Consider the following 23,587-nt stretch of genomic DNA (forward strand, 5'->3'; position numbering starts at 1 on the left):
GGCAAGGGCCCCCGAGCGGGGCCTTTGTCTCATGGACAGACCGGGGTGGCACGGCGAGGTCTGTCCGTCGCGCCCCGAGATGACGATGAGGGAACTCCCATGGAGAGTGAAGCGCAAGTCAGTGCTCTGGCGAGTATCGCAGGCGGGGTCTGGTGGGTCCTCCAGAATATCGGATTGGCTTTCTACAACACCGCCTGGGCGATCCTGAACCCGGGCCAATGGCTTGGCTGGATCGGCGGGCTGGAGACGACCGAAGACAAGGAAGCGCTGATGCGCTTTGCCTATTACGGCGCCTCGGTGGAGTTCTTCTTTTTCCTGCTGACGGCTTTCCTCGTGGCCCTTGCCATCGGCATCGCGCGGCCCCGGGCCATGTGGGGCATGGTGATCGGGCTGGAAGGGTTCGCGAACGTGGTCGGGCGCGTCGCGGCCTGGGCGGGTTTGCTGATGGTGGTTCAGCAGATCCTGATCGTGATGCTGCAGCGGTTCTTCCTCGTCAGCCAGATTTCAATCGGGCCGTTCGGGTATACATTTACCAAGGATCTCAGTTGGTTCGGCGAGGAACTTAAACTTTATAACGCGATCGTCGTCTGCCTGTGCTGCGCCTATACGTTCGTTCAGGGCGGGCATGTGCGCGTGGATCTGGTCTATTCGGTGGTCAAGCACCGAACCAAGAAGGTGATCGACATGGCGGGCAGCCTTCTGTTCATGATGCCGGCCATGGTGCTGATCTGGCTCTATTCGTGGTTTTTCATGTGGCGCCACCTGATCACACCCAAGATCAGCGCGTCCGACCCGTTCGACCGGATGATGTTGAAGGCGCGCGCGGTGCGCTGGAATGTCGAAACCGTGGGCTTCAGCCCGCAAGGGTTCGACGGATATTTCCTGTTCAAGATCCTGATCTGCCTGTTCGTGGCCATGGTCTTCCTGCAGGCGGTGGCGTTCTTCTTTCGCTCTTTCCAGGAATGGCGCGAGGGCGAGGAGAGCGCTGGCAAGTATCACGACAAGGATGCCTTGGGTGACGAAGACGCCGAACGCGTCGCGGAAATCCACTAGGGCATGGGGCTGACATAATGATTTTCGGTTTGGACGGCATCGAGATTGGCCTGATCATCGTGTTCCTGTGCCTGTTTGGCGGGATCATGTCGGGCTTCCCCGTGGCTTTCGCCATCGGCGGGGCGGGGGTGATCTCTTTCGGGATCATCGCGGCACTGGACAGCGCGGGGCTGCTCATTCACCAGGCAATCGACACGGGCAGCGCGGAATACGCGGCCCTGCTGGCCGAGGGCGTGGCGCGCGAGGCGATCAGCGTGTTCCGCTACCCCGAACTGCCTAGGGTCGAAGAGGCGCTCTTTCCCGGCGGTTGGGAACAGGCGATGGATCGCAACCTGTCCTTCATCGTCAACCGCCTGAACGAGCGGGTGATCGCGGGCCAGAGCATCGAGACATTGTTGGCGGTTCTGATGTTCGTGATGATGGGCATCACGCTGGAGCGCTCCAAGATCGCCAATGACCTGCTGACCACCATGGCGCGGGTGTTCGGCCCGCTGCCCGGCGGTCTGGCCGTGTCCATCGTGGTGGTGGGGGCCTTCCTTGCGGCCTCCACGGGGATCGTGGGCGCGACCGTCGTGACCATGGGGCTGCTGGCCCTGCCCACCATGTTGCGCAACGGCTATTCCAAGGAGCTGTCCACCGGCGTGATCGCGGCCTCGGGCACGCTGGGCCAGATCATTCCGCCGTCCATTGTGATCGTCCTGCTGGGGACACTGGCGGGCGACATGTACGCCACCGGGCAGGAGAAGCGCGCGGTTCTTGCGGGGTGCACCGACGCGCTGACCTTCCTTGGCGAGCCGGCGGTTCTGTCGGTGGGCACGCTCTTCCAGGCGGCCGTGCTGCCGGGGGTGATGTTGGCGGTGCTCTATGCGCTTTATGCTTTTGGCTACGCGGCCTTCAATCCCTCCAAGGCTCCACCCGTGGTCAGTGATGCACCCGCCGGTGAGGTCATTACCCGCAACGAGGCGCTGACCTGGTTTCTGGTGGCGCCTTTCGGTCTGATTGCGGCGATCATCCTGTCGATGAATGTGGGCGTGATCGGCTCCCAATCGACCGCCGTGTCGACCATGACGGAGCTGGGCGAGACAGCGGAGCTGCGCACAAATGTCAGCCCGGCCTGCCAGGCCTCGATGATCGAGCTGCACGGGCAGGAAAAATGGGACCTGGCCGTCGCGCAGGCTGAACAGATCGCCGCAGGCGGCGGGGCTGCAGAGCGCCGCGACCTGACGGCCGAAGAGCTCGAGGTGGCTCAGGCCGAGCGTCTGGAAGAAATCGCGCCGATCGGCTCGGGCCTGAGCGTGTTCTTCCTGCTTTTCGCGCTCGTGCTGATCGTGGCCCGCGGCGTGGCCCCCCTCGCCAACCCGGTGCCGTTGCTGATCGGCGGGGCGGGGGTGGTGCTGGCCTTCCTGACGGATGCGTTGCTGATCCCCGCGACCATGTCGCCCGGCGGCGCGTTCACGTTGCTGGCGATCCCTTTCGCCATGGTCGTCTATGGCTGCCGGGCGGCGATCGCGCGGCTGGCGCAGAACGATCTGATCCGCGTGGTGTTCCCTCCGCTGGTCCTGATCGTGGCGGTGCTCGGCTCGATCCTGGGCGGGATTACCAACCCGACCCCGGCGGCGGCGCTGGGCGCGGGCGGGGCGATCATGCTCGCGGCCTATCGCAAGCTGCGCGAGGAGGAGCGTAACGCCAAGCTGATCATCGGGGCCTCCTTCGCGCTCGTTATCCTGATCGTCATCGGCATCAATTTCGACCTGCGGACGGGCGTGGCGGATGTGAGCTTCCAGGATTGGGTGGCGATCATCATCGCCCAGGCGGCCTATCACGTGGCGGTGCTGGGGCTGCTCTATTCGTGCTGGGTGCTGTTCACCCGCGGGGTTCTGAGCCCGGTGGTGCGCGAGACGGCGAAGGTCACCTCGATGGTCTTCACCATCCTGATCGGATCGCAGCTCCTGAACCTCGTGGTGATCTCCTTTGGCGGAGAGCATTACATCCAAGAGTTTCTGCGCAGTTTCGACAACGAGCTGGTGGTGTTCCTGATCGTGATGCTGGTGCTGTTCATCCTGGGCTTCGTGCTCGATTTCCTGGAGATCATCTACATCGTGATCCCGATCGTGGGTCCGGTGATCTATGGCGGCACAATGGACCCGAAATGGGTGACGATCATGATTGCCGTGAACCTGCAGACCTCGTTCCTGACACCGCCTTTCGGCTTTGCGCTGTTCTATTTGCGCGGGGTGGCGCCGCCTTCGGTGACCACGGGTCATATCTATCGCGGGGTGTTGCCCTTCGTGTTGATCCAGGTGGCGGCCCTGGGAATGCTCTTTGCCTTCCCGGGCGTTGTGACCATCGTGCCGAACCTGCTGGGCAACTGATTAACCTTTATTAACAAGCCAAAGGGCGGCCCGAGGGGGCGCCCTTTTTGCAGGCGAACTGGTCCGAGCGGGCAAAACAATCATTGTGTTTTGGCCTCCACTGGATTTATCTAGGCGAACGGGCGTTCGCCAAGCGTATGGCGATGCCGTCCGGTTTCAGGTTTACCTGCCCCCGCTTCATGGACCAAGGCATCAACGCCGATCCTTTGCAGGGTGCAGTGTTTTCAAGGGGCTGACCGCTCTGCGCACTCTACGCGGCCGTCATCCCCTGTTCATTCCGCAAGGCTCTTGCGGGTTCGGTTTGCTCCCTCGGGAGCTGGAGAAACGCGATGAAACGCGACAAGGCGAGCAGGCAGGCTGCAAGACATGCAGCCGAGGTGACCGGGGTTCTGTCCCCGACCGCGCTGCGCCGCGCGATATCCATTGCACAGCAAAATACACGGCTGACACCCCGGGGGCTTGCGCCACCCGGGCCATTTCTGTCGTGCAGAAAGACAACATGGCAAAGAAGATGCTCATCGATGCCACCCACGCGGAAGAGACCCGCGTTGTGGTGGTCGACGGAACGAAGGTCGAGGAATTCGACTTTGAGTCGGTAAACAAGCGGCAACTTGCGGGAAATATCTATCTGGCGAAAGTGACACGGGTCGAGCCGTCCCTGCAGGCGGCCTTCGTGGACTATGGTGGCAATCGCCACGGGTTCCTCGCCTTCTCGGAAATTCACCCGGATTACTATCAGATCCCGGTGGCGGATCGCGAGGCGTTGCTGGCCGAGGAAATGGCCTTTGCAACCGCCGATGCGGAAGAGGACGAGGTCAAGCCGAAGAAGCGCCGTTCCCGTCGCCGGAAGAAGGTCGAGACGTCGGACGAGGACGCGGCCGAGGTCACTGCCGACAGCAATGCCGCCGAGGCCGAGACGGCACAGGACGCGGACGCTGCCGACAGCCCGGATGCAAAAGACGCCCCGGCAGTCGAGGCGGCGCAGGCTGCGCCGGAAGATGTCGCAGAGGACGCGCCGACAACCGAGACCGAAGCGCAGACAGCCGAGGCCGAACCGGCCGAGACCGCCGAGGCGGACGAAGATACCGCCAAGCCCCCCATGCCGCACGCGGTAGAGGGCGATGACCCGACCGTGAAATCCGAAGAGGTGAGCGAGGCCGACGCGGACCCGCAAGCCGAGCCCGGATCCCCGGCAGCGGAGGAGGCCCCTGCCGAGGACGCCCCTGCCGAGGACAAGCCGGTCGCCGAAGCCGCGCCGCGCCAGACACAGTCCATCCCCGGCATGGACGTGGTCGAGACCGACAGCGAGGCCGAGGACGGTCCGATCCTCGTGGCCGAAGCCGCGGATGGCGATAAGGAAACCGCCGAGAAGCCCAAGCGCCGTCGCAGCCGACGCCGCAAGAAAACCGATGTCGAGGTGTCCGAGGAGGCCACGGACGAGACCGCGGCGGCCGACAGCGACGCCGCAGACCAGGATGACGGTATCGAGGATGTGGCCGACGAGGATGTGGCCGAAGAGATCCGCCGCCCCCGCCAGCGCCGGGAGCGCCGCTACAAGATCCAGGAAGTCATCAAGGTCCGTCAGGTCCTGCTGGTTCAGGTCGTCAAGGAAGAGCGTGGCAACAAGGGCGCGGCCCTGACCACCTATCTCAGCCTCGCGGGCCGCTACTGCGTGTTGATGCCCAACACCGCCCGCGGCGGCGGCATCAGCCGCAAGATCACCAATGCAGTGGACCGCAAGAAGCTCAAGGAGATCGCCTCCGAGATCGAGGTGCCGCGCGGCGCGGGCCTGATCGTGCGCACGGCGGGGGCCAAGCGGACGAAGACCGAAATCAAGCGGGACTACGACTACCTCAAGCGGCTGTGGGAGCAGATCCGCGACCTGACCCTGAAATCCATCGCGCCCGCCCCGATCTACGAGGAAGGCAACCTCATCAAGCGCTCGATCCGCGATCTTTACAGCCGCGATATCGACGAGGTGCTGGTTGAGGGGGAAGAAGGTTACCGGGTGGCCAAGGACTTCATGAAGATGCTCATGCCGTCCCACGCCAAGAACGTGAAGCTCTACAACGAGAACCTGCCGCTCTTTGCGCGGTATCAGGTGGAAAGCTACCTCGCGGGCATGTTCAACCCCACGGTGCAGCTGAAATCCGGGGGCTACCTCGTGATCGGCGTGACCGAGGCGCTGGTGGCGATCGACGTGAACTCGGGCCGGGCCACCAAGGAGGGCTCGATCGAGGAGACCGCGCTCAAGACAAACCTGGAGGCCGCCGAGGAAGTGGCCCGCCAGGTCCGCCTGCGCGACCTCGCCGGTCTGATCGTGATCGACTTCATCGACATGGAAGAGCGGCGCAACAATACCGCTGTCGAGAAGCGTCTGAAGGACAAGCTGAAGACCGACCGCGCGCGCATCCAGGTAGGCCGCATCTCCGGCTTTGGCCTTCTGGAGATGTCGCGCCAGCGGCTGCGTCCGGGGATGCTGGAGATCACGACACAGCCCTGCAACCATTGCCATGGCACTGGCCTGATCCGGTCCGACAACTCCTTGGCGCTGTCGATCGTCCGCGCGCTGGAAGAAGAGGGCATGCGCCGCCGCGTGCGCGAGGTTCTCGTCAAGGCGCCGGTCAATGTCATCAACTACCTCTTCAACGAAAAGCGCGAGCATATCGCGCTGATCGAGGGTCGCTACGGTTTGTCCGTGCGGCTGGAGGCCTCGAACGAACTTTCGGGGGCGGACTTCACCATCGACAAGTTCAAGACCGCGACCCGCAAGGTGGTCGAGCTTGACGCGCCGGTTGTGTCGATCGACACCTCGGGCGTGGACGAGGCCGAGATCGTGGAGGAGCCCGACGAGGAAGAGGCCGACACCGAGACCGAGGCAGAGACTGCCGCCACCGAGGAGACCAGCGAAGAGCAGGCCCCGCGCAAGCGCCGCCGCCGTCGCCGTCGCTCCCGCCGGGGCGGTGGGACCGAGAACGGCGAGTCCAACGGAGATGGCAGCGACGAGGCACAATCCGCCGCAGACGCGGACTCCTCGGATCAAGCTGACATTTCCGAAGAAGCGGAGTCCTCCCAACCGGCGGTTGAGGCAGAGGCAGAAGAGGCCCCGAAACCCAAGCGTCGTCGGCGTCGTCGCCGGAAGTCCGACGCAGAAGAGGGTGAAGCTGCTCCCGATGGGGATGCTGTCTCTGAAGACGTCTCTGCGCCTGAACCCGCCCCGACCCCCGAGCCGGTTGCGGAGGCCAAGGCCGACGCGCCTGCGGCGGAAGCCGAGCCTGTAGCGGAGGCCGAAGCGCCGGTTGAAACCGCAGAGTCCGAGGCGCGTGCCCCGGAGGTCGATCCCACGCCGGAGACGGCCGAAACGGCCCCTGTCGAACAGGGAGACGAGGCATCCGACACGACCGATGAGGACACCGGCCAGCCGGTCTCCGAAGAGGCACCGGAAGCGGAGGCCGAAGACCCCCAAGCCGTTGAACCCGAGCTTGCAGAGGCCGCCAACGAGGCTGCGCCCGCGCAGGACGACGACACCAAGCCCAAGCGGCGCGGATGGTGGTCGCTCGCGCGCTGAACTGGCGCCTATCTCAATCGACAAAGGCGTCCCTCGGGGCGCCTTTTTCATCGGCTCAGGTTTTGCGGATCACGTAGAGCTGGCCGTCGTCCCGGTCGGTCTGGCGCAGCAGTTCATGACCGCTCTCGGCGCAGTAATGGGGCACATCGACGATCGCGGCCGGGTCATCGGCCAGCAGGTGCAACTCCGCGCCCTTGGGCAGGGATTTCAGCGCCTTGCGCGCTTTCAGGACGGGTAGGGGGCACAGCAACCCCCGGGCATCGAGATGGGTCTGATCGGACATGGCCCTTGAATACCGGCCTGTCGCCCGCGCTGCACGTAAATTCCGCAGCCCTTACGCCGCTTTCGGCGCTGGTGATCTATCCAAGCCCCGGAGCGCGGGCTAGGGTCGCGCAAAACGCGAGCGATGCGAGCCATGACATCCACGGAACAGGCGCCAGAGGTCCGGCGCCGCAAGGTGTTCTACCTGCCCGGGTATGACCCGTTTCCGCCCCGGCGATACCGCGAGATGTATCGCCGCGAGGGCCGCAAGCAGGCCGAGCTGTCGGGTTATGGCCTGAAGGTCGCGGGCCTGCCCGGGGGGATCGCCTGGCAGGTGGACTTCCGCGACGGCGCGCGAGAGGTCGTGACGCAGATCGAGGTGCTGGTCTGGTCCGATCTGGTGCAGGCGTCCATGACGGGCAATGTGCTGCGGTCCTACGCGGCGCTGGTGCGGACCGCGTGGATCTACCTGGCGAGTGGCGCCCTCTGGCGGCTGACGCGGTTGCGCAAGGGGCCGGTGCTGGCCGCGCTCTATCCGGTGGTGGCCTTGCTGGCGCAGCTGCTGCTGGCGCTGGGGGCGGGGGTGCTGTGTCTGCAGCTGGTCCCGGTGCCATGGCTGGATCTTTTGCTGGCGGTCGGGGTCTTCGCCCTGGTGCTGGAGGCCGGGTACCGGGCGGATCGCTGGCTCTATGCCCATTACCTGATGCGGGATTATGCCTATGCGGCGGGGCTGGGAGGGGCGTATCCGCCGGAGTTGCGCGCCCGGTTGTCGGGGTTCGCGGACCGTTTGGCCGAGGCGGCGCGCGGAGAGGTAGACGAAGTGCTGCTGGTGGGCCATTCCTCGGGCGCGTATCTCGGGGTGACGGTGTTGGCAGAACTGCTGCGTGCCGGGCGCCTGGAGAGCGGCGTGACGGTCGGGTTTCTCAGCCTCGGTCACGTCACGCCCATGGTGTCGGCCCTGCCGCAGGCGACGGAATTGCGCGGCGATCTGGCGGTACTGGGCCACCAGTCCCGGGTCTTCTGGCTGGATGTGACTGCGCCCGGCGATGGCTGCGCCTTCGCGCTGTGCGATCCGGTGGCCGTGAGCGGCATGGCACGCGCAGACCAGACCGGGCCGCGCATCATCTCGGCGCGTTTCAGCGAGACGCTCGCGCCGGAAACCTGGGCAAAGCTGCGCTGGCGCTTCTATCGGCTGCATTTCCAGTATCTGCATGCGTTCGACCGGCCCGGGGATTACGACTATTTCCAGATCACGGCGGGGCCGCTGCGGCTCAAGGACCGGTTCGAGGCGCGGGCCCCTTCGCCCAGCGTGCTGCGCCGACGCGTCGTCGCATGAGACCGCCCGCCCCGAAACCCGTGGCGCGGCAGGACCGGGTGTCGCTCTGGCAGTACCTGAAGCTCTTTCGCAAGGACATCCTGTCGGCGCAGCCCGCGCGGCTTTACCGCGCGTGGATGGCGGAGTTCCGGACGCCGTTTTTCCGCTCCTACCTGGTCAACGACCCTGTGTTGGTGCGCGAGGTGCTGCACGATGCGCTCGAGGATTTTCCGAAATCCGACCGGATCGCGGAGGGGTTGCGCCCGCTTTTGGGCGAGAGTGTCTTTTTGACCAATGGCGCGACCTGGGCACGCCAGAGACGGATCATCGATCCGGCCTTCGAGCGGGGCCGCGTGCGCGAGAGTTTCGCGGCAATGCAGGACGCGGCGCGCAATGCCGTGGCGCGGCTGGAGGCGCGGCGCGCGGCGGATCTGGTCGAGATCGAGGAGGTCTGCGCCCATGCGGCAGCGGATGTCATTTTTCGGACCCTGTTCTCGGTGCCCATAGATGATGCGCTGGCAGCAGAGGTCTACCGGGCCTTCCGCGCCCATCAACGCAGCCAGCCGATCCTGAACCTCGGCGCGTTCCTGCCCCTGCCGCGCTGGATGCCCCGGATGCACCGGGCCGAGACAAAGGAGACCGCGGCGCATCTGCGGGCGCTGATCGCGCAGATGACGGCCCGGCGGCAGGCGGAAATCGCCGCTGGAACCGCCCCGCAGGATCTGGCCACGAAGATCATGACCACGCCGGACCCGGAGACCGGCGCGCGATTCTCGACCGACGAGATGGTGGACCAGGTCGCGATCTTCTTTCTGGCCGGGCACGAGACCAGCGCCAGCGCATTGGCCTGGGCGCTCTACCTGCTGGGCGCCGCGCCCGACGTACAAGCCCGGGTTCGGGCGGAGGTGGCGGCGGTCGCGCCTCTTGAAATGACATTCTCCGATCTGTCGAAATTGCCGCGCACGCGGGATGTCTATCGCGAGGCGCTGCGGCTCTACCCGCCGGTGCCGATGATGGTGCGGCAGGTGGAGGCGGCGCGCGTATGGCGGGGCCGGAAAATCCGGCGCGGCGCCCAGGTGGTGCTCAGCCCCTGGCATCTGCAGCGCCACACGCGGCTCTGGACCGCGCCGGACGTGTTCGATCCCGACCGATGGCAGCGGGAGGAGACGCAACAGAGCCAGCGCGACGCCTATATGCCGTTCTCCGCCGGGCGCCGGGTCTGTCCGGGGGCGGGGTTCGCCATGGCCGAAGGGACCTTGATGCTGGCGGCGTTCCTGCAGGCGTTCCGGTTCGAAGCGGACCCGAACCACGTGCCGGTGCCCGAGGCGCATCTGACCGTGCGCGCGCGCCATGGGATCTGGTTGCGCGTCGGGGCCGCCGGCCAAGAGTTTTGAGCAAAACTCTTGGCAAAATCCTTGCTCAAGGATTTTGCGTCAGACCACCCGGCGGATCGGCTGGGCATTGCAGAAGATCACGATATGCCCGCCATTCTCAACCGCATGGAAGCCGCGTCTTCGGATCTCGGCCAGAAATTCGGCGCGCCCGACGATCCTCTCCACATCCCGCATGCGCCGCCGCACCACGCCGCCCTGGCGGGCTGTTTTCGAAGAAAAGACCTGGAGCATCCATGTCTCCGGGGATCTCGGGATCGGTCGCGTGCATCGCATGGCCGAAACCATGCCGCGCCACGGTAAACAGACCCTTAATCGCGATAGTGCCGTAGAATCGCCAGGCGAATGGCAGAGGCCAGCCCCAGATCCGCGCCGCGTTCGGCGTCGATTTCTGCGGCCAAGGCGTTGATCGGCATGTTGCGGTCGGCCGCCATGTCGCGGAATGCAGTCCAGAACTCGTCCTCCAGCGACACGCTGGTGCGGTGCCCGCGCAAGGTCAGGGAGCGTTTGACCGGGCGTCTAGTCATCCTCGGCATAATGCTGGTCGAGATGCTTCTTCTCGCGCTCGGCCCGCGAGATACGCAGCAGGCGTTCAGCCTTGCTCTCACCATGAAGAGTGGCTTTTTCCGAGGCAGTTACACGCTTTTCTACACGTGCTTTCTGCTTTCTGATCGTGCGGAGATTCGTGACCTGGACCATGGTCGCAGGATGCGCATCTCCGCTCCGGATCACAAGTGGATGCAGGCGCCTGGCACCGGTTTTTCGATGCCAGGCATTAGAGGGACGTGTCAGCCCGGTGGGCGATGCGGTACACAGGATTGGTCGGTGGCGCAGCGCCTTACCTCGGGCCGATCATGTCCTCCGGGCGCACGACCTTGTCGAAGGTTTCCGCATCAACGAACCCCAGCGCGATGGCTTCTTCCTTCAGGGTGGTGCCGTTCTTGTGAGCGGTCTTGGCCACCTTGGTGGCGTTGTCGTAGCCGATGGTGGGCGCGAGGGCCGTGACCAGCATCAGGCTTTCTTTCATCAACTTGTCGATCCGTTCTTCATTGGCGCGTGTGCCCATCAGCATCCGCTCGGTGAAGCTGTCGGCGGCATCGCCCAGGAGGGTCATGGATTGCAGCAGGTTGTAGGACATCATCGGGTTGTAGACGTTCAGCTCGAAATGGCCCTGGCTGCCGGCAAAGGAAATGGCCGCGTCATTGCCCAGGATATGGGCGCAGACCTGGGTCATCGCCTCGGCCTGGGTCGGGTTCACCTTGCCCGGCATGATGGACGACCCGGGCTCGTTTTCCGGCAGGATCAGCTCGCCCAGTCCGGACCGTGGGCCAGAGCCGAGAAAGCGCATGTCGTTGGCGATCTTGTAGGCCGCCATGGCGGTCGTCTTGATCGCGCCGGACATGAAGACCATGGCGTCATGGGCGGCGAGTGCTTCGAACTTGTTGGGGGCGGTCACGAAGGGAAGGCCGGTGATCTCGGCCATGTTGGCGGCCACGGTTTCGGACCAGCCCGGCGAGGTGTTCAGCCCTGTGCCGACGGCGGTGCCGCCTTGGGCCAGTTCGTAGATGCCGGGCAGGGCCATCTCGATCCGGGCAATGCCGTTGCGAATCTGCTTGGCGTAGCCGGAGAATTCCTGGCCCAATGTGAGTGGCGTGGCATCCTGGGTATGGGTGCGACCGATCTTGATGATGTCCTTGAACTCTTCGGCCTTGGCTTCCAGCCCCTCGGCGAGTTTCACGAGCCCGGGCAGCAGCACGTCGCGCGCGGTGGTCGCGGCGGCGATATGCATGGCCGTGGGGAAGGTGTCGTTGGAAGACTGACCCATGTTGCAGTGATCGTTCGGATGCACCGGGTCCTTGGAGCCGATCACGCCGCCCAGGATCTCGATCGCGCGGTTGGCGATCACCTCGTTGGAGTTCATGTTGGACTGGGTGCCGGAGCCGGTTTGCCAGACCACCAGCGGGAAGTTGTCGTCGAACTTGCCGTCGATCACCTCGCCCGCGGCCTGGATGATCGCATCGGCCAGGCGGGCGTCGAGCTTGCCGCTTTCCTTGTTGGCCATGGCGCAGGCCTTCTTGATCACGCCGAGGGCGCGAACGATCGCCACGGGTTGCTTTTCCCATCCGATGGGGAAGTTCATGATCGAGCGCTGCGTCTGCGCGCCCCAATACTTGTCGGCAGGAACCTCGAGCGGGCCGAAGCTGTCGGTTTCGGTGCGGGTCTCGGTCATGGTCATGGGGGGACACTCCCTTCCGTATACGTTCGCATGCCGTTTACCGCTCAGGACAGGTCCGGGCAATCGGGGAATGGTGCCGCGCGCCCGGGCCAATTGGCGCAGGGCAGCAGGCGCGCTTACTTGCGAAAGGAATCGAGGCTGACGATCTCGGCGTCCTTGGACGTGCCAGGCTTCTTCTCGGTGGTGTCCTTGGCGGTCGGCTTGTGCGGGCGCGCTTCCGGCGGCGGAACGAGGGCCGTGACCTCATGGGTCTCTTCCTCGTCATCCTCCTCGTCCTCGAAATCGGCATCGTCCTGGGTTTCGAACCGCAAACCGAATTCCACGGAGGGGTCCACGAAGGTCCGGATTGCATCCAGCGGCACGGTCAGCGCTTCGGGCTGGTCGCCGAAGTTCAGCACCACCGAGAAATCCGCCTCGCGCACTTCCAGCCCGTCGAACCAGTGCTGCAGCACGATGGTCATCTCGTCCGGGTAGCGTTCGCGCAACCAGTCGGACAACTCGACCCCTGGGTGCTGGGTGTCGAAGGTGATGAAGAAATGATGTTCGCCGGGCAATCCGTCAGCAGCCACCTCACGCAGGACATCCTGAATGAGCGCCCGCATCGCCCGGTGCATTCGGTTTCCGTAATCGAGGCGTTCAGCCATTCGGGAGATCCTCATCGCGTGCAGTCTCAGGTTAAGTAAAGTCACTTGGGATGGAAAGGTCCGGTCGTCAAAAAGAACATTTGCCGCGCAGGCGGTATCAGATCAGGGTGATGACCCCCGCAGCGGTTGCGCAAAAGGCAAGCACAACCGGGAATTCCAGCTTCAGGCGCAACATCAGGTAGGCCGCGAACAGGGTCAGGCCGAGGGCCGCCCCGTTCCACGAGGCCAGCAGCGGAAGCTCGGCCACCACACCCGGCACCGCCACCGGGCGCAAACTGTCAAACAGCACATGCAGTGCGAACCAGAGCACAAGGTTCAGGATCACGCCCACCACGGCGGCGGTAATGCCCTGCAGAGCGCCGGTCAGGCGGGGCCGTGTGGCGATCCACTCCACATACGGTGCGAAGGTGAAAATCCACAAAAAACAGGGCACAAAAGTCACCCACAGCGTGATGAGCCCGGCGATCAGTGCCAGTCCGAGCCCGCCTTCGGCGAACCCTGCGAGAAAGCCCACGAATTGTGTGACCAGAATCAGCGGCCCCGGCGTCGTCTCCGCCAGACCCAGCGCGTCGATCATCTGCTCGGGCGTGAGCCAGCCCCGTTCCTGCACGACCTCTTGCGTCATGTAGGCAAGCACTGCATAGGCCCCGCCGAAAGTGACCACCGCGAGCTTGGCGAAAAAGAGGGCGATCTGGCTGAGCAGGTCGGCACCGCTGGCCCAGAGCACCGCGATGGGCGCGAGCCAAGCAGTCAACCAGGTCAGAATCGTGCCGATGGCAGGGTGGGGTAGGGCCTCGCTCTCAGCGGACGTCGTCACGGGCCCGCGGGCGCTCAACGCACCGTAAAGCGCCGCCGCGGCGATGATCGCAGGGAATGGCACGCCGAACACGAAGAGCGCCGTGAAGCTGAGCGCTGCCAGCATCCATCGGTCCCGCGAGGTCAGCGTCTTGCGCGCAAGACCCAGGAGCGCCTTGAACACCAGAACGATCACGGCCGCCTGAATGCCCAGAAACACCCCGTCCACCAGGGGCAGATCGCCGAATGCGGCGTAGGCATAGGCGAGCGCGAAGATCACGCAGGCCCCCGGCACCACGAAGAGCCCCCCCGCGATCAACCCGCCGGGCGTGCCACGCAGCTTCCAGCCCGCATAGGTGGCCAGCTGCATCGCCTCCGGCCCGGGCAGGAGCATGCAGAAGGACAGCGCGTTGAGGAATTGCGGCCGCGTCAGCCAGGCGCGGTGCTCGACCAGCTCTTCCTGCATCAGCGCGATCTGGGCCGCAGGGCCGCCGAAGGACAGAAGGCCGATGCGACCGAAGACGCGGGTCAGCTTCGACAGGGAGGGGGGCGTCATGGGGCCGGGTGCGGCATGGATGCGGGGCGGGGGCTCATCCGTGCAGGGCCACGCTGTCGGCGGGGGCCTCGGCCCGGTCGGTCATGCCGTAGTCGCGCAGCACATGGGCCACGCGCAGCCGGTAGTCGGCGAACATGCCCGCGCGGCCCGCGGTCTGCGCCCGCCGATGCTGCGTCAGCCGGCGCCATTCATCCAGCGCTGCTTCATCCCGGAAAAACGATACCGACAAGAGCTTGCCGGGGGTTGTCAGGCTCTCGAAGCGTTCGACCGACAGGAACCCGTCGATCTGCTCGACAAGGGGGCGCATCTCCGCGGCCATGGCGAGATAGGCGTCCTTGCGGCCCTCGGCGGGATGGACTTCGAATATCACGGCAATCATCTGGGGCTCCGGTCAGAACATGATCTGGGAAATTTCGCGGCGAATCTTCTCGCGCAGGGTGCGGGCATAGCTGCGATAGCCGCGGGCGGTCATCACGAAGCCGCCCCGGGTGATGACCGCGCGGCGAAAGTAATTGGTGATCGACAGGCCCAGCGATTCGATCGCCAGCGCATTGATCTCGATGCCCGCGCGTTCAGCGGCGCGGCGGGCCAGCCGCGGGTCGGAGCCCGCGTTGTCAGGCCCATCGCCTGACACATCGATCACCTTGCGCGCGCAGTCCGGGACGGCCGCGAACTGCGCAAGCCCGAAGCTCAGCGCCTCGCCCACGGCGGTGTTTGACATGACATAGGCGCGCGGTATGGCACGGGCGCGGGCGGCGAAGGCCGCCAGGTCCGCCTGGCTGTGGATGCGTGTCCAGGGGATCGACAGGTTCTGCGCGTCCCGTCCGGACCATTGCATCACGGCCAGCGCCATACGGCCCCGGATCAGGGCCTCGGCGATCTCGGTATCGGCCAAGGCATCGGCCAGCCCTTCGGTTTGATACCGGTACTCGGCACTGTCGATGGATTGGGACACGTCGATGGCCAGCAAAAGCGCGGTCTGGCAGGCCCGCGCGGGCAGGGCGGGGACCAGCAGGGTCAGGGCCAAGGCGAGCGGGCGCAGGGGAGCGAGCATGGTCGCAGGTTGCACGCCGCAGGGGCGGCGCGCAATCACGGAGTGTGCCGGCGCTAGCTGCGCGAGGGGAACAGGCCCTGGGTCACGATGCACATCTGCACCACGGTATAGGGCGGCATGTTGTTGACCGGCTGTCCGCCGCCGGTACTGCCGATCGCGCCCGCGCCCATCCCGGTGTCGGCGCTGCCGGCGGCATAGCTGGAATCGCGCCCCGTCGTGGCGGGCAGGGCACCGGCGGGCGAGGGGGTATTGGCAGCCGTGCTTGTGCCTGTCAGCGCGTGGGCGTGTGGGGGCAGTTGGTCGACGGTCAGCGTGTTGGTTTCGCTGCCGCCCCGGGCGCCGATGCGCTTGTTGGTCAGGCCCGGCCCGGTTCCGTTGTGCAGGGCCACCCGGCCGCGCATGTCGGGCAGGGCGAAGGTCGTGCGCCCGTCCCCGCCGAATTGCGTGCCCAGCAGGGAGAACAGGGCAGAGTTCTGGCTGATCTGGATCAGTTGTCCGTTGAGTGGCGCGGTTCCGCGCGGACAGAAGTTCCATCCGCCCATGATGATCTGTCCGAGGTAGGCCTCCTGCGCGTGTGCGGGGGCCGAAACGGATGTGGCAAGGGCCAGGACGCAGGCGGCGAGGGAGGATTTGAGGGGATTGAACATGGGTAAACCTTTTTATGATGGTGCGCCCGCGGTGGCAGGCGAAGGGTCGTCCTGCACCTGTCATTGATGTGCAGGGGGGGGGAGGCGGTGTCGCTGGGTTGGGGTCAGTTCCGGCTCGGGTAGATCCCGAAGCCCACCATGCAGTAGGTCACCACGTTGAACGGAGGCATGTTGTTGACCGCACTTCCTGCGCCAGTGCTTCCGATGGCGCCAGCGGCCATGGCGGTATCCGGGGTTCCGGCGGCATAGGTCGAGTCGCGCCCGGTGGTGGCCGGGAGCGCGCCTGCCGGAGACGGCGTGTTCGCCGCGGTTGCCGTGCCGCTCAGGGCGTGGCTGTGGGCGGGCAGTTGCGCGACGCTGAGAGTGTTGGCCTCGCTCCCGCCCGTCTGGCCCAACCGGCGGTCCGACAGGCCGGGGCCCTGGCCGGTGTGAACGGGAACCCGACCGCGCATGTCGGGCAGCCCGAATGTGGTGCGTCCGTCGCCGCCATAATTCGTGCCCAGCAGGGAGAAGAGAGCCTGGTTTTCGTTTATCGACAGCAAACTGCCATCGAGCCGGAAGGTGCCGCGCGGGCAGAAATTCCAGCCGCCGATGATGATCTGTCCGATGTAGTAATCCTGCGCCTGAGCCGAGGACGGCGCGGAGACGGACAGCCCCAGTGCGATGGCGCCGATGGCGAATGTAGATTTGAGTGTGTTCAACATGGGTGAAAAGACCTCTGTCATGGGCATGTCAATGCACGCCGGTCATGGTCGCGGGGCGCGAGCCCCGCGGTGACAAATCAAGCACTCGTTATGTGAAAGTCGGTGGGCTCAGCCGCGCCGTGCGCGGCGGGCCAACCCGAGCCCGACCAGGCCGGTCAGCAGCAGCGGAAGACCGGCAGGGACCGGAATCACGTGGGGCGGCGGCGGGGCCATGCCACCGAGATCGAAGGTGATCGTGAAGGTCGAGATACCCGCCGTGTCGCCGTCCCTCGTGTCGCCCTCGATCTGTCCGAGGAAGTCGAGGCTGGTCTGAGACGACAATGTTTCGGTATCGGATGTTGCCGAGGCCGCGGTGAACCCCGGGGCTTCGAAGATCTCCAGATCGACTCCGCCGCCGATGCCCACGATGTCAAATATCACCTCGCTGACGCCTTCGTTTGTAGCGAAGAGATCGCCCCCTCCGAGTGTCACGCTTTCCAGGGTGCGGGCCGAGCTTGCCGACACGGACACGGTGAAATCCAGGAAAAACTCGTAGAGATGCCCAAAGCCGCTTGCGGCGTCTGCCCCGGCGATGCTGATCGCGGGGTCGATGGTGGCCGTCAGGGAAACGGTTGACGCCGTGGCGGATGTCGAGATGTCGACTTCGGAGGCATCGACGACGCGGTCGCCGGACACAGGGCTGAACGGGCTGGTTTCGAAGAAATCCTGGAACGCGAAGCCGCTGAAGGTGACATCGCCCTGGGTGAGTGTGGAGCCCGCGACCAGTTGGTCGAGTGTGACGGCCGAAGCCACGGTTGCGCTGAACGGAAGAAGGGCCGTGACGGCGGTCGCGGCAAGAAATGGACGCATCTTCATTTGGAAAATCCCTGAATTTTTTGGTAAAGTTTCAAAAATCATTCCATTTTTTTGCACTGATTTCAATTGTTTTCTGACCGCCGGTGCGCGGGGTCGGTTGATCGACTGGCTCCGAGACCAGGCAGCCTGCGTCCTCAAGGGGCACCGGTGCTCGGCCAAAGTCGGGCATCAGGGTGTTGCGGACAAGGGGCAGGCTTGTGTTGCAAATTGTCTTGTTCGGGAGAGATGTGCAGGCTTCTGTTGCCAGGTGCCTGCGAACCCCGCCTTACGCTGCTAGGCGCAAGGACTTAAGTTTCGGTGTTGTTACTGCTTACGCAGCAACGGCCACCGGAGCACGGTTGTCGTTTGCAACTGTACAATTTAGGCCGATAACGGTGGCACCCAGCCGAGACAAAGCTAACCCCTTTAGACGTTCGTCGATCCTGTTTCGGCCCCCTCTGCCTGCAAACGACAGGGCTGTTGGTGGAGCCGCCGGGTACCGCCCCCGGGTCCGATCCGCTTATTACGAGCGCGTTTATGTCCATAGTCCCGAAGGACACGATAAATATAGGTATGGAGCGCGCCGGATGCAAAGGTGCAAAATCCTTGAGCAAGGAAATTGGCCTCGCGGGACCGTCCTAGAGGTTGATGGCGAGCGCGGTAGCGGCGACCAAGGCCTCGGTTGCGAAGAACCCCCAAGTGCGGCGCGTCGGTGCCTCGTCTCGGAGGATCGAGGTCATCCGCCCCACCGCCGCCCCGCCCCAGGCGAACCCGATCATGGCGTAAGCCGTCGGTGTTCCAAGCAGGATCGCCCCGATGCCCAAGCCGACGAACAGCGCTCCCGCCGAGGCGCGGATCTCCGACACGCCCATGGTCGTTTCTCCCCGCTTCAGGTCCAGCGCCTCCATGGTGTATTTTGGCGCCAGCCAGCCGAAAAGCCCCAGACCGATACTGATCAGCGCAATGAAGATGTTGAGAATGTCGATCACGGGTCCGTCCCTTTCTGCGATATAAGACCGCCGAAACCGGGGTCTTCAATGGCAAACACCGCGCGGCGGCGCGGTGTTCCATGTCATCTCGTCCGGTCGTCTTCGGGGACCGGCCTTGATCCGTAGGATCAGAAACCGGCCTTGATCCGCTCGAACGTGGCCGATTGCTTCTCGCGCAACTCCTTGCTCATGGGCAGTTGTGCCAGCACCGGCGCGTTGACCTCACCCAACCCGACTGAGGCCAGTTCTTCGGCGCTGATCTGCGCCATGGCCGCGGCGTTGGAATGCCCGTAGCCCGCTTCCAGCAAAGGCCTGGTCGAGGATGGGTCCAACATCGCATTCATGAAATCATAGGCCTTGTCTTCGGACCCCTGGCCCTCGGCGAGGTTCACATAGCCGCACAGCCAAAGGGAGGACCCTTCCGCAGCCTCCTGCTGATAGCCGATGGGGAATCCCTCTTCGGTCATGGTCGGCAGCGTTTCGTTCCAGGCCCAGGCCACCAGCACCTCGCCCGTGGCCAGGAGCTGTGCCAGCTCCGCCGGGTCGGTCCAATAGGTGCGCAGGTTCGAATGGACCTCGCGCAGCCAGGCCGATGCCGCTTCGAATTGCGCATCGGTGGCGGTGGTCCAGTCGGTCGTTCCCGTCGCCAGGTAGGCAAGGGCGTAGGCATCGTCGACATTGTCCGGCAGGGTGATCCGCTGGGCGTATTTCGGGTTGCGGAACACGTCGAGGCTCGCCACGTCCTCTGCCGGGACTTCGTCCATGTTGTATGCGATGCCGGTGGATCCGAAATCCAGCGGGATGAAGTAGGTGTTTCCGGTGCCTTCGGTCACGTCCTGCCCGGTCAGATCCGCATTCAGGTCCGCGAAGGCCGGGATGCGGGATGTATCCCAAGGCTCCAGCAGGCCGCTGGCGACCCATTTTGTCACCGAGCCCGCGCAGACGTGGCTGACATCCGGGCGAAAGCCGGACACCATTTTCTGGAAGGCCTCTTCCTCGTCGCCGAAGAAGGTGAATTCCGGGCTCGCGCCGTGGGCGTCGACATAGGCGCTGTGGAATTCGGGCAATTCGAACCCGGCGTAGTCGAAGACGATCAGGTCGCCATCAGCGGCCGAGATCGGGGTGGCGAGGACGGCGAGCGCTGTCGTCGCGGTCAGGCGGAAGGCTGTGCTCATTGGGCTCCCAAGCTCCAGGAAAATGCATCACGCGCTTCACGGTAGAAAGAACGCAAGGCAGGTGCAACAACGCGTTTGCACCCCCGGGGCAGGTCTCAGCCGGCGGCGCGTTTTGCGCGGCTCTGGGAGCCGAGTTCCGCAGTATAAAGCGCCAGTGCGCTCAGGGCCTGATCGACCCGCGCGCCGTCGCGGGCGGCCAGCCCGTCGAGGATGTCGCCATGCAGATCCACGATCCGCGCGCGCGATCGCTCGCTATGGGTGATCATGTTCATCAGGGGCTGCATCCCTTCCACCGCCCCGGCCAACTGGTAGCTGAGCACCGGGTTGTCCGCAGCCTCCACCAGTACCCGGTGGAAGGCCACGTCGGAGGCGCAGAAAGCTGCATCGTCCAATCCCGGATCGCTCTGACGGCGCAACTCCGCCTGCAGGGCGGCGAGGTGCGAATCCGTCCGCCGAGCGGCGGCCAGCGGCGCACAGGCCCGCTCCAGCGCGTAGCGGGCTTCGCAGGCGGTCTCGAAATCCACGGCATTCATGCTCAGCACGAGCGTCGCCGTGATCTCCTGCTGGCTTGCGGCCTCGGCAAAGCTCAGCCGGTTGACGAAGGCCCCGCCCGTGGCCCCGCGCTGGGTCCGGATGAGGTTCTGCGCCGCCAGCCGTTTCAGCGCCTCGCGCACCGTCGGGCGCGATACCTCGAATCGCTCGGCCAGCTCCGCCTCCGAAGGCAGACGCGCATCCACCAGAAGATCGGCCCGCAGGATCGCCGCCCGGATCTGGTCGGCAATCTGCACCGCAAGGTCGCGCCCCGGTTCAAGCTGGTATTCCATGCGGTCCGATCCCGCCTTTCATACGTCTGACATTAATTGTTTGACATTTAGATTGGCCCGTTAAATCTTCGGGCGCAAGAGGGAGGATCCATGACAGCTCTTCGCACGTCCTTGCGCGGTCTCTCGTGGCTTGCGTTTTTCGCCATCATCCTGCTGGCGTGGTGGGTCATGTTCGACATGGCCCGCATGAGTGGTGTCGATCTCTGGGGCCGCCCCGTGGGCATGAACATGATGCCGATGGAAAGTTTCGGCACGCTCTTTGCCATGTGGGCGATCATGATGGCGGCGATGATGCTGCCGACCCTTGTTCCAACCCTTGGCACCTATGATGCGCTGATCCGGTCGGCGGACGGGACGCGCGCGGGGTGGATCGGGGTGCTTCTGGGGTATTTTCTGGTCTGGGTCGCGGTCGCGGCGCTCTTGGCGGTGGTGCAAGTGGCGTTCCTGAATACCGGGATCGTCAACGGGCTGGGGGCGTTCACGTCGCTCTGGCTGAGCGGGCTTTTGCTGCTGGCGGTGGGGCTTTTCCAGTTCAGCCGCCTCAAGGCGGTCTGCCACGGGGTCTGCCACAGCCCGATGAGCTATTTTCTCGGCCGTTGGCGCACGGGCTTTGCGGGCGGGCTGCGCATGGGCGCCGGGATGGGGGCGTTCTGCGCGGGCTGCTGCTGGGGCCTGATGGCACTGGGCTTTGTCGGCGGGACCATGTCGCTGGTGTGGATGGGGCTCGCCACGCTTTTCATGGTGGTCGAAAAACTGCCGGAGCTTGGCACCCATGTGACCAAACCCATGGGGATCGTATTGATGACGGCGGGGCTCGGGGTGATTGCCTATGCCGCGACCGGGATGTGAGGGAGAAAACGATGGCCAAGACACCGCGCAAGAGCGACCGGTTGCAGGTGATGGAGCGGATTGACGCGCGAATGAACCCGCGCCGCCGCCGCGCCGAGCCGACCAACTGGGAAATCAAGGGGGAGCTGTTTCTGAATTGCTCCTGCGACGTGTTCTGCCCCTGCGTGGTCTCGCTCGGCAAGCACCCGCCCACGGAAGGCGACTGCAAGGCCTGGATGGCGATCCGCATCGATGAGGGGCATTTCGAGGGCGAGAGCCTTTCGGGCCTCAATGTCGGGCTGATGGTCGAGATCCCGGGCCGGATGGCCGAGGGCGGTTGGCGCGTGGCGGCCTATGTGGACGAACGCTCCAGCCAGAAGGCCTATAACGGTATTCTCAAGATATTCTCCGGCGCGGCGGGGGGGACCACCGGGCTCTTCACCTTGCTGGTCTCCGACATCATCGGGGCCGAACGCGCGCCGGTAGAGATCGTCACCGACGGCGCGCGCCGGTCGATCCGGATCGGGCGCAAGATCGAGGGCGAGATCGAGATGGTGGGCGGCGCGGACCCTGAACATCCGGTCATGGTGTCGAACTCGAAATACTGGATGGGCCCGGACATCATCGTCGCCAAGGGCCTCAAGAGCCGGGTGCGCGACTACGGTCGGATGTGGGATTTCGGCGGCAAATCCGCCGAGATCTGTCCGATCCACTGGCAGGGGCCGGGCAAGTGATCACCGCTGCGTTCTGCCGAACCATGGCGGCCTATAACGCCTGGCAGAACGGGTCGCTGATGTCTGCGGCGGACACCTTGACCGAGGCCGCGCGGCAGGAAGATCGCGCGGCTTTCTTCGGGTCGATACAACGGACGTTTTCCCATCTTCTGTGGGCCGACACGCTTTGGATGAGCCGATTTGACGGCTGGGACAAGCCCGCGGGCGGGATCGCCGAGAGCGTCCAATTCGTCGAGGATTGGGATCAGCTCTGCGCGCTGCGTGCGGATGCCGATGCGATGATCCGCAACTGGGCCAAGAAGCTGGATGAGGGCGCTGTCGAGGGCAGGCTGGCGTGGCATTCCGGGGCGCTCGGGCGTGATGTGGAGAAACCGCTTGCTGTGTGCATCACGCATTTCTTCAACCACCAGACCCACCACCGGGGACAGATCCACGCGATGCTGACCGCGGCAGGGGCGCGGCCCGGCGACACGGATCTCTTTGCCATGCCGGAGGCCCCATGACGCCTTTGCTCTCCCTTGCCCGCCGGCTGAGGCGCACGCCGTTCTCCGAAGGGGTGGAGGCCGCCGGGGTGCGCGCCTACACGGTCTACAACCACATGCTGCTGCCGACTGTGTTCGAGTCCGTCGAGGAGGATTACCACCATCTCAAGCAGAAGGTGCAGGTCTGGGATGTGTCCTGCGAACGGCAGGTGGAGTTGCGCGGCCCGGATGCGGGCAAGTTGATGCAGCTTCTGACCCCGCGGGACCTGCGCGGGATGTTGCCGGGGCAGTGTCTGTATGTGCCGATGGTGGACGAGACCGGGGGCATGCTGAACGATCCCGTGGCGCTGAAGCTGTCCGAGGACCGGTTCTGGATCTCGATCGCCGACAGTGATCTGCTCCTGTGGGTGAAGGCGCTGGCCAATGCCCGCCAGCTCGAAGTGCTGGTCGAAGAGCCCGATGTCTCGCCCCTGGCGGTCCAGGGCCCGCTCGCCGATGATTTGGTCGAGCGGGTGTTCGGCGCGGATGCGGTCAGCCTGCGGTTTTTCCGCTTCGGGTTCTTCCAGTTCCAGGGTCATGACCTGGTCGTTGCGCGCTCGGGCTATTCCCGGCAGGGCGGCTTCGAGATCTACGTGGAAGGCAGCGATCTGGGCATGCCGCTCTGGCATGCCCTGTTCGAGGCGGGCGCTGATCTCGACGTGCGCGCGGGCTGCCCCAACGGGATCGAGCGGGTTGAGGGCGGGCTCTTGAGCTACGGCAACGACATGACCCGCTGGAACACCCCCTTCGAATGCGGGCTGGAGCGGTTCTGCAACGTGCAGACGGCCATTGGCTGCCTGGGGCGCGATGCGCTCCTGCGGGTGTCCATGGACGGCCCGAACCGCCAGATCCGCCCCATCGAGATCGAAGGCGAGCGGGTGCCGGTCTGCGACCGGGCCTGGCGCCTTCTGGCCGGGGACAAGCATGTGGGGCAGGTGACCTCCGCCGCGTGGTCGCCGGACTTCGACACGAATGTTGCCATCGGCATGGTGCGGATGACCCATTGGGACCCGGACACCGAATTGATGGTCGAGACGCAGGAGGGGCTGCGCCCCGCCCGCGTGCAGGAAAATTTCTGGATCTGAG

Annotated in this window: 25 protein-coding genes and 1 other RNA gene; 9 read left to right on the forward strand and 17 right to left on the reverse strand. The window is 64.9% G+C overall.

Annotated elements, in window-relative coordinates; all coding sequences use genetic code 11:
- Window positions 1–99 precede the first annotated feature (99 nt).
- The 3 genes from PVW48_RS06620 (at window position 100) to PVW48_RS06630 (ending at window position 6,993) form a co-directional block, all read left to right on the forward strand.
- On the forward strand, window positions 100–1,053 hold the full coding sequence (locus PVW48_RS06620; RefSeq protein ID WP_012179009.1) for a TRAP transporter small permease subunit: 954 nt from the start codon (window positions 100–102) through the stop codon (window positions 1,051–1,053).
- Between the two features lie 17 nt (window positions 1,054–1,070).
- The gene (locus PVW48_RS06625) at window positions 1,071–3,425 is read left to right on the forward strand and encodes a TRAP transporter large permease (protein ID WP_274580776.1); all 2,355 of its coding nucleotides are present in this window, start codon (window positions 1,071–1,073) and stop codon (window positions 3,423–3,425) included.
- A gap of 499 nt (window positions 3,426–3,924) precedes the next feature.
- Window positions 3,925–6,993, forward strand: a complete 3,069-nt coding sequence (locus tag PVW48_RS06630) for an Rne/Rng family ribonuclease (RefSeq protein ID WP_274580777.1) — start codon at window positions 3,925–3,927, stop codon at window positions 6,991–6,993.
- Between the two features lie 55 nt (window positions 6,994–7,048).
- Here the strand turns inward: PVW48_RS06630 and PVW48_RS06635 are convergent, their stop codons facing one another.
- Window positions 7,049–7,276 carry a sulfurtransferase TusA family protein gene (locus PVW48_RS06635; protein ID WP_012179006.1) on the reverse strand — a complete coding sequence of 76 codons (228 nt, stop codon included), beginning with the start codon at window positions 7,274–7,276 and terminating at the stop codon, window positions 7,049–7,051.
- A gap of 123 nt (window positions 7,277–7,399) precedes the next feature.
- Here PVW48_RS06635 and PVW48_RS06640 point away from each other — a divergent pair, with 123 nt between their 5' ends.
- Together PVW48_RS06640 and PVW48_RS06645 are read left to right on the forward strand one after the other, a co-directional pair.
- Window positions 7,400–8,590, forward strand: coding sequence for a hypothetical protein (locus PVW48_RS06640; RefSeq protein WP_274580778.1), 1,191 nt, complete (start codon window positions 7,400–7,402; stop codon window positions 8,588–8,590).
- Complete coding sequence (locus PVW48_RS06645; RefSeq protein ID WP_274580779.1) at window positions 8,587–9,963, forward strand: cytochrome P450; 1,377 nt, start codon at window positions 8,587–8,589, stop codon at window positions 9,961–9,963. Before PVW48_RS06640 ends, PVW48_RS06645 begins: the two co-directional genes overlap by 4 nt.
- A gap of 39 nt (window positions 9,964–10,002) precedes the next feature.
- Here PVW48_RS06645 and PVW48_RS06650 read toward each other — a convergent pair whose 3' ends face one another.
- The 16 genes from PVW48_RS06650 to PVW48_RS06725 form a co-directional block, all read right to left on the reverse strand.
- Complete coding sequence (locus tag PVW48_RS06650; protein WP_274580780.1) at window positions 10,003–10,194, reverse strand: hypothetical protein; 192 nt, start codon at window positions 10,192–10,194, stop codon at window positions 10,003–10,005.
- Window positions 10,195–10,271: 77 nt separating this feature from the next.
- The gene (locus tag PVW48_RS06655; protein WP_044027836.1) at window positions 10,272–10,487 is read right to left on the reverse strand and encodes a ribbon-helix-helix domain-containing protein; all 216 of its coding nucleotides are present in this window, start codon (window positions 10,485–10,487) and stop codon (window positions 10,272–10,274) included.
- Window positions 10,480–10,659, reverse strand: coding sequence for a DUF4169 family protein (locus tag PVW48_RS06660; RefSeq protein ID WP_274580781.1), 180 nt, complete (start codon window positions 10,657–10,659; stop codon window positions 10,480–10,482). Before PVW48_RS06660 ends, PVW48_RS06655 begins: the two co-directional genes overlap by 8 nt.
- A gap of 139 nt (window positions 10,660–10,798) precedes the next feature.
- Window positions 10,799–12,190, reverse strand: coding sequence for a class II fumarate hydratase (fumC, locus tag PVW48_RS06665; RefSeq protein WP_274580974.1), 1,392 nt, complete (start codon window positions 12,188–12,190; stop codon window positions 10,799–10,801).
- 122 nt (window positions 12,191–12,312) lie between these two features.
- On the reverse strand, window positions 12,313–12,840 hold the full coding sequence (locus PVW48_RS06670) for an SspB family protein (protein WP_012179000.1): 528 nt from the start codon (window positions 12,838–12,840) through the stop codon (window positions 12,313–12,315).
- 97 nt (window positions 12,841–12,937) lie between these two features.
- Window positions 12,938–14,191 carry a chromate efflux transporter gene (gene chrA, locus PVW48_RS06675; protein WP_274580782.1) on the reverse strand — a complete coding sequence of 418 codons (1,254 nt, stop codon included), beginning with the start codon at window positions 14,189–14,191 and terminating at the stop codon, window positions 12,938–12,940.
- 34 nt (window positions 14,192–14,225) lie between these two features.
- Window positions 14,226–14,570, reverse strand: a complete 345-nt coding sequence (locus tag PVW48_RS06680) for an antibiotic biosynthesis monooxygenase family protein (protein ID WP_274580783.1) — start codon at window positions 14,568–14,570, stop codon at window positions 14,226–14,228.
- Window positions 14,571–14,582: 12 nt separating this feature from the next.
- Window positions 14,583–15,245, reverse strand: coding sequence for a DUF1194 domain-containing protein (locus tag PVW48_RS06685; RefSeq protein ID WP_274580784.1), 663 nt, complete (start codon window positions 15,243–15,245; stop codon window positions 14,583–14,585).
- 53 nt (window positions 15,246–15,298) lie between these two features.
- The gene (locus PVW48_RS06690; RefSeq protein WP_274580785.1) at window positions 15,299–15,892 is read right to left on the reverse strand and encodes a phage tail protein; all 594 of its coding nucleotides are present in this window, start codon (window positions 15,890–15,892) and stop codon (window positions 15,299–15,301) included.
- 104 nt (window positions 15,893–15,996) lie between these two features.
- Window positions 15,997–16,596 carry a phage tail protein gene (locus PVW48_RS06695; protein WP_274580786.1) on the reverse strand — a complete coding sequence of 200 codons (600 nt, stop codon included), beginning with the start codon at window positions 16,594–16,596 and terminating at the stop codon, window positions 15,997–15,999.
- 108 nt (window positions 16,597–16,704) lie between these two features.
- Entirely contained in the window at window positions 16,705–17,445 is a 741-nt protein-coding gene (locus PVW48_RS06700; protein WP_274580787.1) for a hypothetical protein, read from the reverse strand.
- A 37-nt stretch (window positions 17,446–17,482) separates the two neighbouring features.
- Window positions 17,483–17,620: a hypothetical protein gene (locus PVW48_RS06705; RefSeq protein WP_274580788.1), complete on the reverse strand. Its 138-nt coding sequence runs from the start codon at window positions 17,618–17,620 to the stop codon at window positions 17,483–17,485.
- Between the two features lie 57 nt (window positions 17,621–17,677).
- Window positions 17,678–18,027: a transfer-messenger RNA gene (gene ssrA / locus PVW48_RS06710) on the reverse strand.
- Between the two features lie 41 nt (window positions 18,028–18,068).
- Entirely contained in the window at window positions 18,069–18,419 is a 351-nt protein-coding gene (locus tag PVW48_RS06715) for a DUF4345 family protein (protein ID WP_274580789.1), read from the reverse strand.
- A 128-nt stretch (window positions 18,420–18,547) separates the two neighbouring features.
- A complete protein-coding gene (locus PVW48_RS06720) occupies window positions 18,548–19,594 on the reverse strand; it encodes an extracellular solute-binding protein (protein ID WP_274580790.1) in 1,047 nt (348 codons plus the stop codon).
- Between the two features lie 95 nt (window positions 19,595–19,689).
- On the reverse strand, window positions 19,690–20,418 hold the full coding sequence (locus tag PVW48_RS06725; RefSeq protein WP_012178991.1) for a FadR/GntR family transcriptional regulator: 729 nt from the start codon (window positions 20,416–20,418) through the stop codon (window positions 19,690–19,692).
- Between the two features lie 90 nt (window positions 20,419–20,508).
- Here PVW48_RS06725 and PVW48_RS06730 point away from each other — a divergent pair, with 90 nt between their 5' ends.
- Genes PVW48_RS06730 through PVW48_RS06745 form a run of 4 tightly spaced genes read left to right on the forward strand, consistent with a single transcriptional unit; the run spans window position 20,509 to window position 23,586 of the window.
- Window positions 20,509–21,267 carry a DUF2182 domain-containing protein gene (locus PVW48_RS06730; protein ID WP_012178990.1) on the forward strand — a complete coding sequence of 253 codons (759 nt, stop codon included), beginning with the start codon at window positions 20,509–20,511 and terminating at the stop codon, window positions 21,265–21,267.
- A gap of 11 nt (window positions 21,268–21,278) precedes the next feature.
- Window positions 21,279–21,980 carry a DUF1326 domain-containing protein gene (locus PVW48_RS06735; protein ID WP_274580791.1) on the forward strand — a complete coding sequence of 234 codons (702 nt, stop codon included), beginning with the start codon at window positions 21,279–21,281 and terminating at the stop codon, window positions 21,978–21,980.
- The gene (locus tag PVW48_RS06740) at window positions 21,977–22,483 is read left to right on the forward strand and encodes a DinB family protein (protein ID WP_338020465.1); all 507 of its coding nucleotides are present in this window, start codon (window positions 21,977–21,979) and stop codon (window positions 22,481–22,483) included. The genes PVW48_RS06735 and PVW48_RS06740 overlap by 4 nt, the downstream gene beginning before the upstream one ends.
- Window positions 22,480–23,586 (forward strand): dimethylsulfoniopropionate demethylase, encoded by a 1,107-nt coding sequence (locus PVW48_RS06745; RefSeq protein WP_274580792.1) that lies wholly within the window; start codon window positions 22,480–22,482, stop codon window positions 23,584–23,586. Before PVW48_RS06740 ends, PVW48_RS06745 begins: the two co-directional genes overlap by 4 nt.
- Window position 23,587 lies beyond the last annotated feature (1 nt).

This window comes from Dinoroseobacter sp. PD6, from assembly GCF_028807315.1.
In the GTDB taxonomy this organism is placed as follows: domain Bacteria; phylum Pseudomonadota; class Alphaproteobacteria; order Rhodobacterales; family Rhodobacteraceae; genus Dinoroseobacter; species Dinoroseobacter shibae.

What these genes read in the sequence shown, in the direction of transcription:
- PVW48_RS06620 (WP_012179009.1), top strand. Translation starts at nt 100, where the DNA reads ATGGAGAGTGAAGCGCAAGTCAGTGCTCTGGCGAGTATCGCAGGCGGG.
- PVW48_RS06625 (WP_274580776.1), top strand. Translation starts at nt 1,071, where the DNA reads ATGATTTTCGGTTTGGACGGCATCGAGATTGGCCTGATCATCGTGTTC.
- PVW48_RS06630 (WP_274580777.1), top strand. Translation starts at nt 3,925, where the DNA reads ATGGCAAAGAAGATGCTCATCGATGCCACCCACGCGGAAGAGACCCGC.
- PVW48_RS06635 (WP_012179006.1), bottom strand. Translation starts at nt 7,276, where the DNA reads ATGTCCGATCAGACCCATCTCGATGCCCGGGGGTTGCTGTGCCCCCTA.
- PVW48_RS06640 (WP_274580778.1), top strand. Translation starts at nt 7,400, where the DNA reads ATGCGAGCCATGACATCCACGGAACAGGCGCCAGAGGTCCGGCGCCGC.
- PVW48_RS06645 (WP_274580779.1), top strand. Translation starts at nt 8,587, where the DNA reads ATGAGACCGCCCGCCCCGAAACCCGTGGCGCGGCAGGACCGGGTGTCG.
- PVW48_RS06650 (WP_274580780.1), bottom strand. Translation starts at nt 10,194, where the DNA reads ATGCTCCAGGTCTTTTCTTCGAAAACAGCCCGCCAGGGCGGCGTGGTG.
- PVW48_RS06655 (WP_044027836.1), bottom strand. Translation starts at nt 10,487, where the DNA reads ATGACTAGACGCCCGGTCAAACGCTCCCTGACCTTGCGCGGGCACCGC.
- PVW48_RS06660 (WP_274580781.1), bottom strand. Translation starts at nt 10,659, where the DNA reads ATGGTCCAGGTCACGAATCTCCGCACGATCAGAAAGCAGAAAGCACGT.
- fumC (WP_274580974.1), bottom strand. Translation starts at nt 12,190, where the DNA reads ATGACCGAGACCCGCACCGAAACCGACAGCTTCGGCCCGCTCGAGGTT.
- PVW48_RS06670 (WP_012179000.1), bottom strand. Translation starts at nt 12,840, where the DNA reads ATGGCTGAACGCCTCGATTACGGAAACCGAATGCACCGGGCGATGCGG.
- chrA (WP_274580782.1), bottom strand. Translation starts at nt 14,191, where the DNA reads ATGACGCCCCCCTCCCTGTCGAAGCTGACCCGCGTCTTCGGTCGCATC.
- PVW48_RS06680 (WP_274580783.1), bottom strand. Translation starts at nt 14,570, where the DNA reads ATGATTGCCGTGATATTCGAAGTCCATCCCGCCGAGGGCCGCAAGGAC.
- PVW48_RS06685 (WP_274580784.1), bottom strand. Translation starts at nt 15,245, where the DNA reads ATGCTCGCTCCCCTGCGCCCGCTCGCCTTGGCCCTGACCCTGCTGGTC.
- PVW48_RS06690 (WP_274580785.1), bottom strand. Translation starts at nt 15,892, where the DNA reads ATGTTCAATCCCCTCAAATCCTCCCTCGCCGCCTGCGTCCTGGCCCTT.
- PVW48_RS06695 (WP_274580786.1), bottom strand. Translation starts at nt 16,596, where the DNA reads ATGTTGAACACACTCAAATCTACATTCGCCATCGGCGCCATCGCACTG.
- PVW48_RS06700 (WP_274580787.1), bottom strand. Translation starts at nt 17,445, where the DNA reads ATGCGTCCATTTCTTGCCGCGACCGCCGTCACGGCCCTTCTTCCGTTC.
- PVW48_RS06705 (WP_274580788.1), bottom strand. Translation starts at nt 17,620, where the DNA reads ATGCCCGACTTTGGCCGAGCACCGGTGCCCCTTGAGGACGCAGGCTGC.
- PVW48_RS06720 (WP_274580790.1), bottom strand. Translation starts at nt 19,594, where the DNA reads ATGAGCACAGCCTTCCGCCTGACCGCGACGACAGCGCTCGCCGTCCTC.
- PVW48_RS06725 (WP_012178991.1), bottom strand. Translation starts at nt 20,418, where the DNA reads ATGGAATACCAGCTTGAACCGGGGCGCGACCTTGCGGTGCAGATTGCC.
- PVW48_RS06730 (WP_012178990.1), top strand. Translation starts at nt 20,509, where the DNA reads ATGACAGCTCTTCGCACGTCCTTGCGCGGTCTCTCGTGGCTTGCGTTT.
- PVW48_RS06735 (WP_274580791.1), top strand. Translation starts at nt 21,279, where the DNA reads ATGGCCAAGACACCGCGCAAGAGCGACCGGTTGCAGGTGATGGAGCGG.
- PVW48_RS06745 (WP_274580792.1), top strand. Translation starts at nt 22,480, where the DNA reads ATGACGCCTTTGCTCTCCCTTGCCCGCCGGCTGAGGCGCACGCCGTTC.